General features: G+C 70.4%; 15 protein-coding genes. 9 read left to right on the plus strand and 6 right to left on the minus strand.

Going from position 1 to position 19553, the window contains the following annotated elements; all coding sequences use genetic code 11:
* The first annotated feature begins 523 nt into the window (after positions 1-523).
* Positions 524-1150 carry a hypothetical protein gene (locus tag ACZ3KP_RS40415; RefSeq protein ID WP_467506073.1) on the plus strand — a complete coding sequence of 209 codons (627 nt, stop codon included), beginning with the start codon at positions 524-526 and terminating at the stop codon, positions 1148-1150.
* Between the two features lie 36 nt (positions 1151-1186).
* Positions 1187-3853: a helicase associated domain-containing protein gene (locus ACZ3KP_RS40420; RefSeq protein WP_467506074.1), complete on the plus strand. Its 2667-nt coding sequence runs from the start codon at positions 1187-1189 to the stop codon at positions 3851-3853.
* Between the two features lie 56 nt (positions 3854-3909).
* On the opposite strand, the gene ACZ3KP_RS40425 is transcribed toward ACZ3KP_RS40420, so the two are convergent.
* From ACZ3KP_RS40425 to tap, 5 genes are all read right to left on the minus strand, one after another.
* On the minus strand, positions 3910-4104 hold the full coding sequence (locus ACZ3KP_RS40425; protein WP_362267785.1) for a hypothetical protein: 195 nt from the start codon (positions 4102-4104) through the stop codon (positions 3910-3912).
* A gap of 108 nt (positions 4105-4212) precedes the next feature.
* The gene (locus tag ACZ3KP_RS40430; RefSeq protein WP_467506076.1) at positions 4213-5106 is read right to left on the minus strand and encodes a hypothetical protein; all 894 of its coding nucleotides are present in this window, start codon (positions 5104-5106) and stop codon (positions 4213-4215) included.
* 145 nt (positions 5107-5251) lie between these two features.
* Positions 5252-6571: an AlbA family DNA-binding domain-containing protein gene (locus tag ACZ3KP_RS40435; RefSeq protein WP_467506078.1), complete on the minus strand. Its 1320-nt coding sequence runs from the start codon at positions 6569-6571 to the stop codon at positions 5252-5254.
* A 315-nt stretch (positions 6572-6886) separates the two neighbouring features.
* A complete protein-coding gene (gene tpg, locus ACZ3KP_RS40440) occupies positions 6887-7444 on the minus strand; it encodes a telomere-protecting terminal protein Tpg (protein WP_362267789.1) in 558 nt (185 codons plus the stop codon).
* 6 nt (positions 7445-7450) lie between these two features.
* Entirely contained in the window at positions 7451-9670 is a 2220-nt protein-coding gene (tap, locus tag ACZ3KP_RS40445) for a telomere-associated protein Tap (protein WP_467506080.1), read from the minus strand.
* A gap of 276 nt (positions 9671-9946) precedes the next feature.
* Between tap and ACZ3KP_RS40450 the strand changes: the two genes are divergently transcribed.
* The 7 genes from ACZ3KP_RS40450 (at position 9947) to ACZ3KP_RS40480 (ending at position 18858) form a co-directional block, all read left to right on the plus strand.
* On the plus strand, positions 9947-11308 hold the full coding sequence (locus ACZ3KP_RS40450) for a TniQ family protein (RefSeq protein WP_467506081.1): 1362 nt from the start codon (positions 9947-9949) through the stop codon (positions 11306-11308).
* On the plus strand, positions 11295-13163 hold the full coding sequence (locus tag ACZ3KP_RS40455) for a helicase associated domain-containing protein (RefSeq protein WP_467506083.1): 1869 nt from the start codon (positions 11295-11297) through the stop codon (positions 13161-13163). The genes ACZ3KP_RS40450 and ACZ3KP_RS40455 overlap by 14 nt, the downstream gene beginning before the upstream one ends.
* Positions 13164-13275: 112 nt before the next feature.
* On the plus strand, positions 13276-14049 hold the full coding sequence (locus tag ACZ3KP_RS40460; protein WP_467506103.1) for a TnsA-like heteromeric transposase endonuclease subunit: 774 nt from the start codon (positions 13276-13278) through the stop codon (positions 14047-14049).
* A gap of 5 nt (positions 14050-14054) precedes the next feature.
* Positions 14055-16211: a transposase gene (locus ACZ3KP_RS40465; protein ID WP_467506105.1), complete on the plus strand. Its 2157-nt coding sequence runs from the start codon at positions 14055-14057 to the stop codon at positions 16209-16211.
* Complete coding sequence (locus tag ACZ3KP_RS40470; RefSeq protein ID WP_467506084.1) at positions 16205-17305, plus strand: TniB family NTP-binding protein; 1101 nt, start codon at positions 16205-16207, stop codon at positions 17303-17305. The genes ACZ3KP_RS40465 and ACZ3KP_RS40470 overlap by 7 nt, the downstream gene beginning before the upstream one ends.
* The gene (locus tag ACZ3KP_RS40475) at positions 17302-18255 is read left to right on the plus strand and encodes a TniQ family protein (RefSeq protein WP_362267795.1); all 954 of its coding nucleotides are present in this window, start codon (positions 17302-17304) and stop codon (positions 18253-18255) included. Before ACZ3KP_RS40470 ends, ACZ3KP_RS40475 begins: the two co-directional genes overlap by 4 nt.
* 258 nt (positions 18256-18513) lie before the next feature.
* Positions 18514-18858: an FCD domain-containing protein gene (locus ACZ3KP_RS40480; RefSeq protein ID WP_467506107.1), complete on the plus strand. Its 345-nt coding sequence runs from the start codon at positions 18514-18516 to the stop codon at positions 18856-18858.
* 378 nt (positions 18859-19236) lie between these two features.
* Here ACZ3KP_RS40480 and ACZ3KP_RS40485 read toward each other — a convergent pair whose 3' ends face one another.
* Complete coding sequence (locus ACZ3KP_RS40485; protein ID WP_467506085.1) at positions 19237-19542, minus strand: hypothetical protein; 306 nt, start codon at positions 19540-19542, stop codon at positions 19237-19239.
* Between the last annotated feature and the right edge of the window lie 11 nt (positions 19543-19553).

Below are 19553 nucleotides of genomic sequence, written 5' to 3' on the forward strand. Positions count from 1 at the left end.
CCCGCGGAGCGGGTACCACATCGCTGCGCGATGTGCAAGCGGGGCGGTCGCTGCGCTCCCGCTGGCCCGCGCGGTGCGCGGGCGGCCCCCTCCGCTGCGCTCCAGGAGCCGGTGGGGCCGGTCGCTGCGCGCCCGGCGGGCCGCGCATCGCGCGGCCGTGACTGGCGGGGTGTCAGGTGCGGCTAGTGGGGCCTTCTAGTAAGAGAGTTGGTGAGTGCTCCGCACTCCTGGGCGGGTCCGCTGCGCTCCCCCGCCTGACGGTCCTTCCGGCTGCGCCTCCAGAACCTTGGGGCCCGCTGGCGTGGGCCGGGCTGGCTGCGAAGGGGGGGGGTCGCTCGTTCGTGTGGGTTCTAGTGTACCGCGTGCATCAAGTTGACACAGCATGTACCGTTGGTGGAAACACGGGACACCCCTCAACCGCCCGGGAACCTCCCCGGAATTCCGAGAGGAACGACCGCAGATGACCGGTCACCACGAATCTACCGGACCCGATCCCGCGCTGAGCAGCGATTCTGTGCGCCGGGTGACGCAGTACCAGACGGCGGGCGTGAACGCCCGGTTGAAGGTGTTCGCGCTCCTGGAGGCGCACGGCGTGCCCGCGAGCGAGGCGGACGACCTGGTGGCCGCGCTGGAGGCCGGTGCGGTCGCTGGGGCGCACTGCCAGGTGGTGGAGCTGGGCGGCATGGCGCCGGCCTCTCGGGGCGCGGTGTTCTCGGACGGCTGGGATGACGGTGTGACGGCCGTGAGCGAGTCCCTGGTGGGCATCGCGGACCGGGAGTGGTCGCGGCGCGGCGGCCGGTCGGCCGGGGCCGCTGAACTGGCCGTACATATCGCGGACGTGAGGCAGCGTGAGCGGGCGGACCTGGTGCGGCTGGAGCGGTTCGTCCGGGAGGCCGTGCTGCCGGGCACCCATCCGCACACCACGGCACGGCGCCGGGTGCTGGAGGTGCTGAGTGAGGCCGGCGGTCTGTGCACCGCGCGGACGCGGAACGCGGACCGGGATGTCGTGGTCTGCACGCTCGATGCCGGGCACTACGACCCGAACGACAAGCCGCCGTTCAGGGACGGAAAGCCGGGCGGCTGGCACAAGGCGGATGCGTTGATCTGGAACGACTTGGGCGCGGCCTGCATTCCGCACGCGGCCCTCTGAAAGACCACAGGAATTCAGCGCTCGGGGAGGCAAGGAATGTCAGCGATTCAGCTCAAGGAACACCAGGTCGATCAGCGCTCCGCGTTTCGCAGGTGGGTGGGATTCCCTGCAAGGTCATCTGTGCCCCCGCAGGGGGCCCGGGGAACGATCGTGTCAGCGACCGGCTCGGGCAAGACGATCACGGCCGCCGCGTGCGCGCTGGAGAGCTTCGCGAACGGCCGGATCCTCGTGACGGTGCCCACCCTGGACCTGCTCGCGCAGACCGCCCAGGCGTGGCGGCTGGTCGGCCACCGGGCGCCGATGGTCGCGGTGTGCTCGCTGGAGAACGACCCGGTGCTGAAAGAGCTGGGCGTGCGGACCACCACCAACCCGATCCAGCTCGCCCTGTGGGCCAGGTCCGGGCCGGTCGTCGTGTTCGCCACATACGCCTCCCTGGTGGACCGCGAGGACATCGACGCACCCGAGGGCCAGCGGAAGGTTCGCGGGCCGCTGGAGGCCGCTCTGGCAGGCGGAGACCGCCTGTACGGCCAGCGCATGGCGGGCTTCGACCTCGCCATCGTGGATGAGGCGCACGGCACCGCTGGTGATCTTGGTCGTCCGTGGGCGGCGATCCACGACAACGCCCGCATCCCGGCGGACTTCCGGCTCTACCTGACCGCGACCCCGCGCATCCTCGCCGCGGCCCGCCCGCAGAAGGGCGCGGACGGCCAGGAGGCGGAGATTGCGACCATGGCCGATGACCCGAACGGCACGTACGGTGCGTGGCTCGCAGAGCTCGGTCTGAGCGAGGCGATCGAGCGCGAAATTCTCGCCGGGTTTGAGATCGACGTGCTGGAGATCCGCGACCCTTCGCCGGTCCTCGGGGAGTCGGAGGAGGCGCGGCGGGGCCGGCGCCTGGCGCTCCTGCAGACCGCGCTCCTGGAGCACGCCGCCGCATGGAATCTGCGCACGGTCATGACGTTCCACCAGAAGGTGGAGGAGGCCGCTGCGTTCGCGGAGAAGCTGCCCGAGACGGCAGCCGAGCTATACGTCAACGACGCCACCGACGAAGATCTGGCCGCCGCCAACAAGCTGCCGAAGTCCTCCATCGACGCGGAGTTCTACGAGCTCGAGGCAGGCCGCCACGTCCCGCCAGACCGGGTGTGGTCGGCATGGCTGTGCGGCGACCACCTCGTGACCGAGCGGCGCGAGGTCATCAGGCAGTTCGCCAACGGCATCGACGCCGCCGGGCGCCGGGTGCACCGCGCCTTCCTCGCCAGCGTTCGCGTGCTCGGGGAGGGCGTGGACATCACCGGCGAGCGGGGAGTGGAAGCGATCTGCTTCGCGGACACCCGCGGCTCGCAGGTGGAGATCGTGCAGAACATCGGCCGGGCGCTGAGGCTCAACAAGGACGGCAGCACGAAGGTGGCCAGGATCATCGTGCCGGTGTTCCTGGAGCCCAACGAGGACCCGACCGACATGGTCGCCAGCGCCTCGTTCCGCCCCCTTGTAGCGGTCCTTCAGGGCCTGCGCTCGCATGATGAGCGTCTGGTCGAGCAGCTCGCCTCCCGCGCCCTCACCAGCGGCAAGCGCAAGGTCCACCTCCAGCGCGATGAGGACGGGCAGATCGTCGGGGTCGGCGGAAAAGGCGACGGCGAGGACCAGGAGCAGGACGACACCGACGCCGCTGCCGAGTCCGCCCTGCTCCACTTCTCCTCTCCCCGCGACGCGGCAACCATCGCCGCGTTCCTGCGCACCCGGGTCTACCGGCCGGAGTCCCTGGTGTGGCTGGAGGGCTACCAAGCCCTGCTGCGCTGGCGGAAGGAGAACGAGATCACCGGCGTCCACGCCGTGCCCTACGACGTCGAGGTCGAAGTCGGGGCAACGAAGGCGTTTCCGCTTGGGCGATGGGTCCACCAGCAGCGAAAGGCGCTACGGGCCGGTGAGCTGGAGGAGCGGCGCAAGGAGCTGCTAGACGCGCCAGAAGCCGGCATGGTGTGGGAGCCAGGCGAGGAAGCATGGGAGAACAAGCTCGCCGCGCTGCGCTCGTACCGGCAGGCCACCGGGCACCTCGCCCCTCGCCAGGACACGGTCTGGGGCGAGGGCGACGCGATGGTGCCGGTCGGCCAGCACATGGCCAACCTCCGCCGCAAGGACGGTCTCGGGAAGGACCCGGACCGGGCTGCGGAGCGCGCGCAGCAGCTGACGGCCATCGACCCGGACTGGGACTGCCCGTGGCCGCTGGACTGGCAGCGGCACTACCGGGTGCTCGCGGACCTGGTCGACGCCGACGGCGTCCTGCCGGCCATCGAGCCGGGCGTGCTGTTCGAGGGCGACGACATCGGGCGGTGGCTGGAGCGGCAGAGGCAGCCAGGTACGTGGGCGCAGCTGTCCAGCGAGCAGCAGGAGCGGCTGTCCCAGCTGGGCGTGAGGCCGCTTGAGGCGCCGCCTGCCGCCCCGGCGGCCGGGCGTGCGGCGAAGGGTCCGAGCAAGGCGCAGCAGGCGTTCCAGCGCGGACTTGCGGCCCTCGCGCAGTGGGTAGAACGGGAAGGCGCCCACCGGCCTGTACCGCGCGGGCACAGCGAACAGATCGTGGTCGACGGCGAGACGGAGCCGGTAGTCGTGAAACTGGGCGTGTGGGTCTCGAACACCAAATCGAGGCGCGACAAGCTCGCCCCGGACCAGCTGACCGCGCTGCGGGAACTGGGCGTGGAGTGGGCATGAAGGAGGTGACCATGGCGACCGTCACCATCGTGCCCACCGCCGGTCGTTGCGTCTGGTCATCGCCAGTAGATGTGGACGTGCCGCACCACTACGTCCATGACCAGCCAGAAGGCCATGCCGCCCAGGAAGGCGTAGATGACAGCGCCGACCGGCGAGGCAGGGTCGGGCCAACCCCGTCGGCGCTGCTGCCCTGGTGACTCGGGGGTCTGCGCGGCCGGAGGGGCGGCCGGGTTGGTGCGGTCGGGAATCACGCGGTCCTCCACAAAAGTCCGTCGTGGTGCTGACGTTGGGAGGCTGCCGGTTCCCGAGTCCAGGCGAAGACGCGCGCGCATTCGCCCGGACTTTTTCTTCTGGCCGGGTCAGTCTGGGCGCGCCTTCAGCGTCCGGAGGTCGTTGGACAGGGTGCTCTTCGAAGGCTTGTCCGGCGCCGGGAAGCCTTCGTCAGCCAGACGGCGGGTCAGCTCGCAGCGCAGCCGCCCGCCGACCTTCTCCTCCGAATTGCCCCACGTCCTACGCAACAGCTCGACCGTCACCCTGGGAGTGTCGTCGATGATCTCCTTCAGCACCTGCCGACGGATCACCGTCGGCCGCGGCTGGGCGCGCCGACCGTTGGCCGCGGCGTAGGGACGGCGGAGATCGCGGCCACCGACCCGTTCACGAACCAGCTTGCGGATCCGGTCGGCATTGCGCGCCATCTCCTCCGATCGGCCGTCGCGTGCGGAAGTCGAGCGTCCGTCCAGTGTGATCGCGGAGACGCCCGGCGGCTGCAACTGATCGGCCAACAACCGGGCATCGCCCCAGGCCACCGCGTAGCCGTCCGACACCAGCAGAAGGAGCACAGCGATCACGGCTTGATCGGATCCCCAGGGCGCGTCCACATGCACCTCAGCGCGGTCGAGTACCTGCACGACGACCTGGACCAGCCGGTGGAAAGCCGCAGCGATGTAACCCGCCCGCTCCCGTTCCGCGTCCGTCAGCGGCCACGCGCCCGGCGCGGCCGGGTCGAACGGGTTCGGACCTTCACTGCCGTCCGGGAAGGAGGGCGCGATGCCGCACACCCGCCAGCAGAAACGCGTGATCTCCACCTGGGAGATCATGTGGCGCGCCAGCGGCGCCACGATCTCAGCAGCCGTCGGGGCAGCGGCTTCGACCGCCTCGCGAACCGCCGGGTGGCCCAACCACGAGGCAGCGACTTGCCGTGCCCATTGTTCCTCGTTGCGGTACCACTTCGCCGCCGCCCGCTCGTCAACCATCCCGCCATCATCACCCCGCCCAGTGACATCCAGGTCCTACCGCCCGGGGCCGGCACGGGCCCGGAGACATGACCATCTCGTCCAGGGGAGGGGCATGTGCACGTATGCCGAAGCCCCGGGTGTGGCTGCCCGAGGCTTCGCTCCTTTACTCCCAGCCGGTGAGCTTGGGGCGCCAGTCTGCGCCAAGTTTCTGCACTGCGATGTCTCCTTGGGGGCTCAGCAGTTCGGGCTGGTGGGCTCCCATATCGGCCAGCAGGTCCGAGACGAGGGTGTACGCCGCGATGACGGCCTCGTGCTTGTCGGTCGTAATGGCCGTAAGGTCAGCCGTTGTCTGAGCGGGCATTGCCGGCACGGGGCTGACTGGGCCGTGATGGAGCAGTGCATCCCCCACGACAAGGCGCAGGGGTACATCGCTGCCGACGTAGCTGAGAAGCGCCGCGGAAAGCATGAGGTCGCCGCTCGATCCGGCTGCCGCCGCCCAGGCTGCCGCCGCCTGGACTTGGGCCACCAGTTCAAGTTCCAGTCCGCGCTGGTGCAGCAGCATGGGCCCCTCGGGCGCGCGCCGATCGCTCTGGACATAGAGCGGCAGGGCCGCGTAGAAGGAGCCGTCCTGGTGGAGCTGGCCGGTCGGATTTCCCTCGAAGCGAAGCTGGCGACGGCCGACCAGGATGGGATGGTCCGGCTGCATGTTGGTGGTCACTGCCTCGCCGGCGAGCATGCAGAAGCGGCTGAAGGCAGCGTTTCGCTCCGCCTGCGTGGTGAGCGGGTAGTTGCCGCGGACGGCCGGCACCGCTGCCAGGCTCACCCACACCGGGTAGTGATCCGAGAGCTTGCCGCCGTTGGGCAACTCTTTGATGACGTGGCTGCCCAGGTAGCGCAGGCCTGCCTCGACGACCTCGTGCAGGCGATCGACGTCGTCCGAGGCAGCCTTGAAACGGTCGCGATACCGCTGGGCGATCTCGGACTCGGCGAGGGTGCGGGTCGTGGTGCCGTTCCGAACGTGCACGCGGAAGTTGTAGTCGTTGCCCGGAGCCGCGACAGCGTGCGGGGCCTGGGTGCTCGGGGGCACAGTGAGCAGCCAGTAGATCTTGCCCTCTTGGGCGGCGGACTTCACGACTCGGACGCCCACGTTGGGTACGACGGGCTGGACCCAGTTCGCGAGCACCGAGCGGATCCACTCCTCCCCCCGGCCCTGGACCAGCTCGACAGGGGCCAGGGCGTGTGCGTGATCCTGCTTGCCGTCATCCACGCCGATGACGACCATGCCGCCGGCGGTGTTGGCCATGGCACACACGTCCTTGGCGAGTTCCTTCTTGCCCGCGTCGGTGCCCTGGTAGAAGTCCTTCTTCCAGTCGAGGTCGACGCCCTCGGGTATCTGGCTGTCGACCGCGCGCTGCAGATCGTCCTCGGCGAGTTCGTCGGGGTGTCGTCCCAGGGCGGCGGTGAGCCGTGCGGGCAAAGCCATCCGTACTCCAGTGTGTTCACCACATGCTGCCGACGATCGTCAGCCAGATCACGCTAAACGGGCGCACCCGGCCGTCACCACACATTTCCGGAACCGAGCCCGTCGCACTCCTGGCGGTCGGCGCGGCGGCCCGCCGACGTGCAACCCAGGCGAGCACGTCCCGAGACCCGGATGCGGCCACGCCGCCAGTCCTTTCTCCCTCACTCCAGCCAAGGGACATGGGCGAAAGCGGCAGCAACGGGGGATGTCAGCACCCCGCCCACACCCGTACGCCGTGGTCACGCAACCTGCCCCGGACTTTCAGGCGACGGTGAGTCAGAGGTCGAACTCAAGGTGCTCAATGTCGGTGAAGCGGACCTCCTCCAGCTGGCCGGCGCGGCGGCCGTTGTCCTGGAAGTACACCTCCTTGAGCGCTTCGGCGGCGATCTGCTGGAGCTCCTGGTCGGTGGCGCCTTGCTCCTGGGCGTTGAAGAGGCGGGCGGCGTAGCGGGGCGGCAGCGCGACAGTCAAGTGCCGGAGGCGGTCTTCGTCCGTCGTTCCGATCGGCGCGGTGTAGCCGATCCGGGCGCGGGTGTCGATGACGATGCCGTCGGTGGTCGCCGCCTTCTGCCGTGCCTTGGCGCGGATCTGCGGCTGCCAGCGCTTCTTCACCTCGTTCTCCAGGCGGGCGGCGAGGTCCGGGCGCGGCTTTTTGATCTGGTCTTTGAGGTACCGTTCGACAGTGCGCTGGGAGATGCGCAGCATCTGGGCGACCGCCTTGGTGCTCTTGAGCTGCTTGACCAGGTAGCGCATCTGCGCGGGCGCGCTCTTGGGCGCCGGGCGGGTGAACGCCTTCTGCACCGCGGCGTCCAGACCGTCCCCGAACACACTCATCGCCTGCTACTCCCCGTTGTCGACGTCGGTGACGGTGCCGTCCTTGATGTACCGGGCGAGGTTGAGCTCCGGGGCGTTGAACTGCTCGCGCACGCCCTCGCCCCACAGCACGCTCTGGGTGCCCTCCCACTTCACCAGCCCGGGGTTCACGCCGAGCTTGAAGCCGCCCGGCAGCGGCTTGCCGTCCCGGTAGGGCAAGAAGTCCAGCGGGGAGGGCCCGTCGGAGGCGTAGACGGCGCAGTCCGACAGGATCGCGACCGGGTACTGCCCGGTGAAGGCGGCGTGCTTGACGATCTTGCGGTGCATGTTGATCCGGGTCCGGGAGATGACGGCCGCGCGGATGTCCGGGCGCCACGTCGGCCGGGCAAGGGCCCGCCACGGCTGCCCGGGCTTCCAGCCCTCCCCGCGCGGGCGCTCGCGCAGCTTGCCGATGCCGCCCTTCACGGTCGCCTTGACCGCGGACACCACGACCGCCAGCTGAGGGTCACGCTGCCGGTAGCCGTCCATCGCCTTCAGGAACTCTTCCGGGGGCAGGTCGGCACCCACCCCGAGGTCGGCCATCGTGGCGAGGTAGGCATCGCGCAGCCGGTTGTACCAGGCGTCCAGGTAGCGGCCGTTGTCGTGGCGGACGTACGCCTCGATCGGGCGCGCCTCGTAGCCGAGCTCCACCGCGTACGCCACGGTCGGCGTGGCGTACCAGGCCGGCCCCGTCGGGTGCTCGCCCTTCGGCGTGAACGGGCTGGGCAGCAGCTCGCCGTCCAGCTGCGCCCATTTGTCCTTGGCTACCTTCACGCGGGACACGTCGACGTGGGAGAGGTCGACCAGCCAGGAGCCGGGCAGTTTCGGATCGAAGACGGGGTTCTTGACGTGCGTCGGCGCACCCAGGCCGACGGTGAGGCCGTTCGCGCCTGCGGCGAAGGCCATGTTCACGTCGATGCCCACCAGGTGGGGGCGAAGGCATTCGGCGTCGGTGAGCGGGCGTGCCCAGTCGTACGCCTCCTCCACCAGGACCTCCGCCGGGGTGCGCTGGTGGAAACGCGGCAGATCGGCAAGGAGCGGGTGCCCGTCGGGAGCCTCGCACGGCGCGCAGTCCACCGGATCCTTCCCCAGCGAGCCGGGGTTGTGCTCGGAGTGCCGCTTACCCGTCGCGTCCGGTTCGGAGGCGCGGGTCGGCGGATGCAGCGCGGTCATCAGCTCGAGGCCGGTCACGGCGGTCGATCCGCGCGGCGTCATCACGCGGGCCGCATACGCACCCAGCAGCCGGGCCAGGTCCGCCGGCGGCAACTGCCCCGCGTCAGCCCAGTGCCGGGTGTCCAGCGCGTCCCACGACGGAATGCACAACTGCACGCAGGATCGCTCCGCGCCCTGCGCGGGGCGGTAGATCCTCGCCCACGGCCCGAACCCGCGCTTCGTCAGCTGCCAGTCGGCGCGCGTCAGCTGCTTGATGACCTTATGGCCCTCCGGGATCCGCCCGGCCAGGCGCTCCTCCTTGGTGAGCGTGACGGGCAGGCCGTAGTACTCGCACGCGGCCCCGGTCAGCACGATCAGTGGGTCGGCATCCTTGCCCGGCCCGGACAACTTCGGCTGACCGAGCCGCCCTTCGCGCAGCGTCCACTCCACCAGGGCCGGGATCGACTTCGCCGGTACGTCCAGGACCAGGCCGCCGACGCAGTACGCCAGCACCTGGCCGTCGGCAACATCGACGACTGCAAGCGGACCGTTCTCGAACCGCGGATCGGTGCTGCCCACCGGGGCGCCTGCGGGGACGGCCCTCTTCGCGGCCGGACGGCGCGACGTCGGCCTGGTCGTGAACGCCGGGCGCGGTACAGCGGCAGGGGCGGAGCGGAGTGCGGTGTTCGCGGGCTCCGCAGCCGGGACTGTGGGTGTGGTGCGGGCCTGAGCCGGTTCGGCGGCCGATGGCGCAGGAGCGGCCGGAACGGCAGGCCTGTCGGGGATCGCCGTGCCCTCAGGGGGCACCGGAGCGCCTGCGGGGTAGAGCTGGGCGAGCTGCTTGAGCATGCGAGCGTAGGCGTCGCGCTCCGGCGGCCGCGGCTCGGTCTTGCCGGCCTCCCAGCCGCCGACCGTCGCACGCCGCACCTGCAGTGCGGCGGCCACCTCGTCCAGCGTCAGCCCGTGCGCCTGGCGCAGCCGCCTGCGCTCCGCCGGGGGCGGCAACGGGGAACGGGACGCAATGAGCGCATCGACCGCATCGAACAGCTCGGACATGCACACCTCCTGCCCCAACCCTAGCGTGAAGCGCACATATCGCGTACCAAACACGTACGGATACCGTAAACGGTGGTTGGAGGTTCACGGTTGACCCTCAGAAGGACGCACTGCGGGAGTTGGGCGTAAGAGCCCCGCGTCTGCTTCCCCGCCAAGCCGTGGCTGGTGACCCATAACGAGTGAGGCCGACCGACGGTTATGGGAGTTGCAGATCAACGGACCGGGCAGGGCATGGGCGGCAGGAAACGGCAGCTGGCGCCGTCGGAGGCGGGGCCGATGCTCCTGGCAGGTGGGGTGTGGCGGGTGGCACCGCTGCAAGGTGAGATGACGCAGTCGTTCCTGAGCCGGGTGGCTGCACGCTATGGCGTAGGGCCCAGGGATCTTCTGGCGGCAATCGCTGAGGTGGGCGGGCTGTCGAACGTCACGGGCCAGACGCGGTCGGACAGCGAGGTGTATCTGAACCGGCAGGCCCGGGATCGGGTGTCCCAGCTGTGCCGAGTTCCGGAGGATCATTTGCGCCAGGCACTGCCTGCCTGGGCACAGGAGGAGCCACGAAAGCGGTTCGCCGCAGGCCCAGCAGCGCAGTTTCATCACACCGCGGAGAAGGTTGCGTCCTGGGGGCCAGCGTGTCCTGAGTGCGCTGCGCGGTCAGCCGGGCGCGCCGAGGGCGCGCGCTTGTACCTGGAGCCGCAGCAGCGGGTGTGCGCGCTGCACCGCCGGTGGCTGATGCAGGTGCCGGGCACGCCCGGCCGGGTGGTGAGGTTGCCGGCGGGCGGCGAGCAGTGGGTGCAGGCCCACCGTCATCATGCGAAGTTGCTGCGTCGTTCCCCGGCGGCCGTGGAGGCGTTCGAGGTAGCTGCAGCGGTGACCGCCTCGTGGTGGTGGAAGGCGTGGCCGCGAGAACATGTGTGGCTTTCTCGGCTGCGGAGCTTGGGCAGTGGACGGATGGATCCGGAGGCGTGGCGGGTCCTGGCACGGGAGCTGGTGACGTACCCGGAGACGGTCGCGCTCGCCACGCTGCTGGCCGATGACGGGTTCCGGCAGCGCCTGACCGCCGACGCCCGGGGACATGTGCCGTTTCGGCTGGCTGATCTGCCGCTGCTGCTTTCGGCGGTTGCGCGCTGCATGGGGCGCCCCTGGTACGGAGAGCAGCTGGCGGATGAGACGTCGGGGCCTTTGTTCGCGTGGGCGTATCAGTGCGTGCGGCCGCTGCGTCGCACCGGGCACCGAGAGCAGGCGATGTGGGCGGTCGCTCCGGCGCACCGCCTGCGCCCGCTGGTTGACGAGCTCGCCGCGCGGATGTCCGTCGGCGCCGGTGGGCAGAAGGCGGCGGGCAAGAGACGGCGGGGGCTTAACCGGCAGTCGGATGAGTCCTTCACGGCCGGCCTGGCGCATGCGGGTCAGTATGTGCGCGAACACGGGAACCTCGCTGTCCAGAAGGACACCGTGGTGGGGTCCTTCCGGCTTGGGGAATGGCTTCACAATGTGCAGACCAGGGCCTGGGCGTTGTCGCCGGAGCGTGTCCGGGTGCTCGCGGTTTTGGAAGCGCTCGTACTACCGGGCGCGCGATCACGCCGCCGTGGACGGTTGGCCGGATGCAGCCGCAGGGTTTGCCGGGACCGCTGTGCTGAACGGTGAGTGGCTGTATCTGCAGTGCACCCAGTACGACGCTCTTCACCCTGAGCAGCAGCGTCTGTTGGCGGACATCGGCGTGACGGCCGAAGCAGCCCGTACCGCTCAGCCGCGGCGGGCCAGCATGCGGGCACGTTTCGAGACAGGGTTGGCGCATGCCCGGGCCTATGCCGCCGAGCACGGCCACCTGGCGGTCTCCGGTAAAGGGGCAGTGCACGAGGGGTATCCGCTGGGGTCCTGGCTGGGGGCCCAGCGCAGCAAGGCGCACCGGGCTGCAAGGCCCACCGAGCGCTCCCGCGCGCTTGATGCCGTCGACCCGTGGTGGAATCCGCCCTGGCCGCTGTCATGGCAGCGGTCCTTCGCGCAGGTCCGTCGGCTGGTGCAGGACGGACATGCGCTGGATGTCCTGCGTGGCTTTCCGGGCTTCGAAGCGGAGTCCGCGCTGTGGTTGTCGCACCAGTGCGCCGTGTACGGGAGTCTGCAGCGTGATCAGCAATGCCTGCTGGCAGGTATCGGCATCACGGCTGAGGAAGCCGGCAAAGTCCCCATGACGGCGGAGGAGGCCAAGGCCGCCAGCCAGGCCGCGGCACGGCTGGGTGACTCGGCCGGCTTGGCCAGCGCCCGTTCCTTCGCCGCGGCACACCAGCACTTGGCCGTGCCCTCTGACTACGTGCATGACGATTATCCGCTGGGCCGCTGGCTGGTGGCCCAACGCAGCAAGGAGCGCCGCCACTTGCGGGCCACGGGAACCACGTGGCCGCCCGGGCGGCGCCTGACGGAGCTGGACCCCTGGTGGAACCCGCCATGGCACTTCCCGTGGCAGCGCCACTACCAGCAGGCCCGCACGCTGCGGCAGGAGGGCAGGCTGCTCCTGCCCGGCCAGCACTACCCGCCCGGCAACCGGGACGAGGATGAAGCTCCGCTGACGGTGTGGTTGCGCCGGCAGTGCGCCCGGCACGATGTCCTGCAACCCGAGCAGCAGAACCTTCTCGCCGACATCGGTATCACCGCCGCCACCGCCCGCACCGTCACGGCCTCCCTGACCGGTCCGGCCCTGGGAGAGACCGGGCTGGCGCAGGCTCGTAACTACGCGGCCGAGCACGGGAACCTGGCCGTGACCGACCGCACCCGCCACAACGGCCACCCCTTAGGAAACTGGCTCCTGCGCCAACGCCAACGCGCCGACGACGGGCGCATCGAGCCCGCCAGGATCACCGCGCTCAACGCCCTCGACCCTCACTGGAACCCACCCTGGCCCCTCGCCTGGCAGCGCGCCTACCACCGGGCCCGCGCCGCCACCGACAGCAACACCCTGACCAGGACCGACCGCCGCTGGATCAGGACACAGGCACAGCTGTGGGACAGCCTCCACCCCGCCCAGCAACAACTCCTTGCCGCCCTCGGCACCGACGGGACTGCCGCCGTGCCCGCACCGGCCCGCACGACGGCACGCCACTACCCGCCGGGTGAGGGCCTGCCCCACGCACGCGCCTACGCCACCCTGCACGGGCACCTGGCGGTATCCATCCATATCCACCAGGACGGGTTTCCCCTGGGGCGCTGGCTCGTGCAGCAGCGCCGCAAAGCCCGCTCAGGCCAGTTGTCCGCCCGCACCCTGCAAGAACTCACCGTCCTCGACCCGTGGTGGAACCCACCCTGGCCCTTCATCTGGCAACGCGCCTACCACCGGGCCCGCGCCGCCCACGCCACAGGCCAGCCCATCCCACCCGAGCTACGACGCTGGGGCCGCAACCAGACCACCCTGTGGGACCGGCTCCACCCTCATCAGCAGGCGCTGCTGGACACCATGGGCGTCGTGGGCCGGTCCCGCATTTTCTCCGAGAATCGCCCTTTCGAGTGAGAGCAGGCAGATTCGCGTCCCCCTGACAGCCGGTCCCCACTTCGGTAGCAGGGTGAAAGGACGTGAGGGCGCAGGCAGCGCCTGGAGCAGTACCGGCGGCCAGGAGCGCGGCCTGCCCGTGGAGGTGGCCTTCACCGGACTGTCCGGCCAGGTCACCCAGCTGCCGTGGGACCAGGCGGTCGGTTCGGTGCGTTTTGAGGAACTGGCGCCGGTGTCGGCGTTCCCGGTCCTGCCGGGACGCCGGTGGGGGCCCGGATGGTGGTGGTCAGCCACCACGGGGCGGCACGTGGTGCACGGCTCCGCCACGATGCGCACCCAGTTGATGATGTTGGACCGGGACCCGGAGGTGACCGGACTGTCCGCCCGGCCGGTGCGGCTCATCTGGCGGGACCCGGCCGACGGGCGCGTACGCGGGTGGGTCCCGCAGCTCTTCGCCCGGTACACGGACGGCACCGGCCTGCTCGCTGACTGCCCCTCAAGCCCGACCGCCGGAGCAGACAGGGCGCAGCGGGCGCGGGCGGTCCTGGAGGCGGCGTGTACGCGCGTGGGCTGGTCATACCGGCGCCTCGAGCCACCTCCGGCGGTGGTGACGGCGAATCTGCAATGGCTGGCCGGCTACCGCCACCCCCGCTGTCAGGGACCGCCCAGGCTGCGGTCCGCGCTGGCCGAAGCGTTCGCCGAGCCCCGGCCGCTGGCCGACGGAGCGGCATCGGTGGGTGATCCGCTGCAGGTATTGCCGGCCGTCTATCACGCAGTGTGGTCCGGATGGCTTGCGGCGCGGCTCGACGAGCCCCTCAGTGAGCGAGCACTGCTGTACGCGCACCGCGACGGCGGTGGGCGAGCCGGCATCCCGGCGGCGGGTACCGCAGGACGGAATGAGGGGTGAGCACGATGGGCGGTCAGCAGGGCCCAAGGCGGCCAGCGGTGGAGGTCGGCGTACACGTCGTCCACCGGGGGCAGACCTGGCAGGTCGCTGCCCTGCAGGGCCAGCAGGTCTACCTGCTCCAGGAGGACGGCACCGAAGCGAACCTGCTGCTGGGGCGGTTGTTCGCCGATCCGGGCTTCGAAGTGGTGGGCGGGCGGGCACCGGAGACGGTGCCGCATTGGGGGCTGTTCGAGACCGTTCCACTAGCGGCCCAGCAGCGGGCGCTGGCCTGGCTGCCCCATATCCGCGAGGTGGAGACCGGGTGGCCGCGCCCTGAGGGCAGCCGCGAGGGACAGACGATGCGGCCGGAGTACGACCCCGAGCGGTGGACGCTGGCGCAGCGGGACGCGGCCAAGGCACAGGAACTGGCGGCGCTCGGCTTCGCCCGGGTGACGCGTACGACGGTGGAGCGGATGCGGCACGCCTACCGCAAGCAGGGGTTGTGGGGGCTGGTCGACAAGCGTGCGGTGCCGGCCCGTGGCCGTCATCCGACGGGATATGCCGACGAGCGGGTCGTGGCCGCGGTGCTGGAGGCGCTGCGGCGCCAGCGGGGCCGGTCGAAGGGGACGGTGAAGGGGCTGCAGGTACTGGTCGGGCAGATCCTGGAGGACACGCACGGGCGCGGCGTGGTGGAGATGCCGTCACGGTCGACGTTCTACCGGCTGGTGAGTGTGCTGGCCGACCCGGCCGATCGTCTGGGCCGCCCGGCGCGTACGGCCACCACACCCATCCGCGCCTCGTCGGCGTCGCCGGTGGTGCTGCGCCCCGGGGAACAGGTGCAGATCGACACCACCCGCCTGGACATCATGGCCGTCCTGGAGGACGGCAGCCTGGGCCGGCCGGAGCTGACGATCGCCGTCGACGTCGCCACCCGCTCCATCCTGGCCGCCGTCCTGCGCCCGCACAGCACCAAAGCCGTCGACGCCGCTCTGCTCCTGGCCGAGATGGCTGTCCCGCATCCTGCCCGGCCCACCTGGCCCAAGTCTCTTCATCTGTCACAGGCCGAGATTCCCTACCAGCGGATGCTGTCACTGGACGAACGGCTGGACGGCGCGGTCGCCCGCCCGGTGATCGTGCCCGAGACGATCGTCGTCGACCGCGGGAAGATCTACCTCTCGCAGGGCTTCGTCGCCGCCTGCGAAACGCTCGGGGTGAGCGTGCAGCCCGCCCCTCCCCGGCGACCGCAGGCCAAGGCCGTAGTGGAACGCACCTTCGGCGCGATCAACGACCTGTTCTGCCAGCACGTCGCCGGCCACACCGGATCCAGCCCCCAGCGCCGCGGCTCGGCGACGGAGGCCGAGACGCGGTGGACGATCCCGCAGCTGCAGGACTTCCTCGACGAATGGATCACCTGCGGCTGGCAGAACCGGCCCCACGACGGACTGCGCCACCCCGTCCTGCCCAAAACCGCGCTCACACCGAACCAGATGTGGGCCGCGCTGATCACCATCAGCGGATATGTGCCGGTGCCGCTGACCGGGGCCGACTACCTCGAACTGCTGCCCGTGCGCTGGCAGCCCATCACCGAACGCGGCATCCGCCTCGACTACCGCACCTACAACCACCCCCTCCTCGACCCCCACCGCAGCCAGCGCTCCCCCGTCGAGGCCAGAGACGGCAAGTGGGAGGTCCACCACAACCCCCACGACGCCCGCCAGATCTTCGTCCGCCTCACCGACGGACAGCTCCACGAAATCCCCTGGATCCACCGCGACCACGTCCACCAGCCCTTCAACGACGCCGTCTGGCGCCACATCCAGACCGAGATCGAACAACGCGGGGACCGCGAGCAGCATGAGGCCGACCTCGCCGACGCCCTCGACCAGTTGCTGCGTCGCACCCGCGGTCCCGCCGGAACAGAAAACGAAGCCAACCACCGCAAACGGCGTCGTGCCCGCGGTACGGCAGTACGGCTGCCCGACCTGCCAGGCCAGCGGCGCCCGCTCGAAGCAGAAACCGCACCGGCCCCAGAACCGGACTGGAGCGAGAGCCTGGACGACCTCATCGACACCGACCCGGCGGCCGAGCCGGGCACAGGCGATCCGGAGGAACCGGGCGCGCTGCCGGCCGAGGCAGGCGGATACGGACTGTGGGACGCCGAAGCAGAGGCCGAGCAATGGTGAACACTTGGCCAGGCACGGGCGAAGCACCGGCCGGCGAGCCCTCGCCGGCAGCGGACCGGCCTCCCGGCGTCGCGGCAGACACCGTCGACGCCCCTGAGACGCAGACGCAGTCGGTCACCACCTGGGACGGTTTCCAAGCCTTCGCCACCACTCCCGTGGCAGCCCCTCCCCCGCCTGAGGCACCGCCCCGCAGTCTGGAGGACCGCCTGGCCTATCACTCGCGGTTCGTCACCGTGCGCACCCCGGCCATCGACGCCCTCGCCAAGAACGTGCGCACCCTGATGATCCTCGGCCGCCACCAGACCGTCACCGCACGGCCGTCCCTCATCGTCACCGGCCCCGCCGGCGCCGGGAAAACCACCGCCCTGCTCCAGGTCGGACGCGCCTGCCACCTCGCCCACACCCGACGCCACGGCCCCACAGCAACAGCCGGACAGGTCCCCGTCGCCTACGTCCTGGTCCCGCCCGCCGCCAGCGCCAAGACCCTGGCCACCGAGTTCGCCCGCTACCTAGGCATCCCCGTCGCCGCCGGTATGTCCCAGGCCCAGATCACCAACGCCGTCTGCCACACCTACACCGCCGCCCGGGTACAGCTGGTAATGATCGACGAGATCCACCGACTCAACCCCCGCACCACCACCGGCGCCCAGAGCGCCGACCTGATCAAAGACCTCACCGAACGCATCGGCGCCACCTTCGTCTACGCCGGCATCGACGTCACCACCACACCCCTGTTCACCGGAGTGCGCGGAGCGCAGCTCGCCGGACGCGCCTCCCTCATCGACTGTGCCGCCTTCCCCGCCCGTCTCGGCGACCAAGAGCCCTTCCGTGACCTCGTCAACGCCATGGAAGGCGCCCTCGACCTGCGCCACCACCGGCCCGGAACCCTCCCCGAACTGGCCCCCTACCTGCATGAGCGCACCGCCGGCCGCATCGGCAGCCTCGCCCGCCTCATCCGCCAAGCCGCCATCACCGCCCTCATCGACGGCACCGAACGCATCACCAAAACCACTCTCGACGCGATCCGCCTGGACCACCTCGCCGAACAGCACTACCGACCCCGCACCCGGCCCCGGAGCACCAACACCTCGTGAGCCGGACAGACGTCACGGTCCGTGCCACAGCAGGGGCCGGCACCGCACAGCGCATCGCCGTCTCGGGGGCATGGCTTCGGATCCCGTCAGCCGCACCGGGCGTGTTCCACATACGGCCACTACCCGGCGAAGCAACCGCCTCCTACACCCAACGCCTCGCCGATGCCTACCAGCTGACGCTGCCCCAGCTCCTCGACGGTGCCAACATCACCATCCACCGCCAGGGCACGCCTCCAACGGCCGAACTCCACCTCAACCACAACGCGGCCCAGCACCTCGCCGTCCTGGCCCGCGCCCCGCTCCCCCACCTGACGCGCGCCCTGCCCCACCTCGCCCCAAGCTACGACGCCCACGACACCGAGGCAGCCGCGCGCTGGAAGCGACTCGAGGCCGCACAGCAGCCCGTCCGCGCCTGCACCCTGTGCACCCGCCACCGCAGTCACGGCATCACCGACACCGCCTGGGTTCATCCGTCACCGCAGGGGCTGGTGTGCCCGCGCCACCAGCAAGCCACTCCAGACCCACGACTCGCCTCCACCGTCCACACCCAAGGTGCGCCCGAACTCGCCACCGCGCACCACGCCCACCAGCACCTGCTACGGCACCCCCGTGCCGCCACCGCCTGGACCGCAGCACGCGCCATCACCACACGCTGGTACGACCACCAGCAACACCTCACCCACCGCTGGCATACCCGCCTCAACCAGCTATGCGAGGCAAACCTCCACCTGACCAGTACAGGCAGCGCCTCCCCTGCGCTCCTGACCCGCGACTTGGTGATCTACCCGGAAACCGTTGCCCTCGCCCGCGCACTCGCCACCCTGCCGAACCGGCCACATCGCACCACCAACGACGCCCTCACCCTCATCGCCCGCCGACTCGGCCTCACCCGCCTGACCCCCAACGCGAACGACCCACTCCACGTCTTCCTCACCCACACACACCGCTGACCACCCAAAACGACCTCCGAAGCCCGCAGGGAACGCAGCCGCCCATAGACGCACCACGACATCCACCGAAAACCCAAGATCATTCCCACACAACTACCGGACCGCAGACCAAACGCCCGAACAAGCAAACCGAACACGGCACCAGACCACGCACATCACGCCCGAACGCAGCCGCTCCGGCCATCCCGAGTCCCACCCTCAAAGACGAGACACCAGGCCCGAACGACCAAGCCCCTGAAGATCAATGCTCCGTCACACCTGCGCGAGGCCCTGGAAAAGCTCCACGACGCCTTCGAGTCAGGAGCGGACCTGGCCGCGAAGGTCGAGGCCGACCTCGGCTTCCACCTCCTGCTGTGCGAACTCTCCGGCAACTCGATCCTTCTCAAAACATGGCGACAGCTGGAAGGGCCGATGCGCGTGGTCATCATGAGCGCCGCCGGCGAGCGCCGCGACGTGGCCATGTCCGCGACCTCCCACTCCCCCATCGCCGACGCGATCGCGCGCGGAGACGCGGCAGCGGCCCAGGAGATCCTGCACCGACACATGACCTCGGCGGTCGAACAACTGGGCATCGGGCCGGAAGCCACCGACGAGACGGCCTGACCAACGACTTGGCGGGCGCGCTGCGCGCGAGCAAACGCTCTCTGAGCTGCCCTGGCACGCCAAGGTGCCCGTGGCTCCCGGACGGCAGTGGCTCATACACCTGGAGAGTCGAGCAACACCATCGCGCACCAGGTCGGCACCGGCTGAGGGCGCGAGCCCCGCCACTCGTCTCCCCGGTGGGGCCGGAAGAAGTCGCCGTAGTACGTCAGGACGGCCTCCGCACCGATTCACATGTCAGGCCGCCGGGTGTACCAGGCGGCCTGTCGGCCCGACCGGCATCGGACGGACGCGATGAGGAAGTCGGTCGGGTCCTGGCCGTCGTGTCGACGCGACCGGTCCGCCGCAGCAGGCCTGTCGCTCCGGCAACCGGATCCCCTCTCAGTCGAGGGGCCCGAAGTCGTTCTCGGCAGCTGCGCCGACGGACTGCGCGGCCGGCGGGGGCTGGTGATCGCTGCCGGGCTGTTCGGCTTCCCACAGGAGGTGATGGCGCCTGGCCCAGGAGCGGGACATCAGACCGGTGCGCAGGCCGGTGCGCGCCTTGGGGTCGTTGGACGCCATCCAGATATGACCGCAGACCAGGGCACCGATGAGCAGGGCCGGCCAGTCGTGGACGAACGTCGCCCCCGTTCGCAGGAACAGCGGGGTGAGCCGCGGGAACCACATGATGAGGCCGGTGCCGATCATCGCGGTCCGCG

The sequence above is a fragment of the Streptomyces sp. NPDC020958 genome, assembly GCF_055562175.1.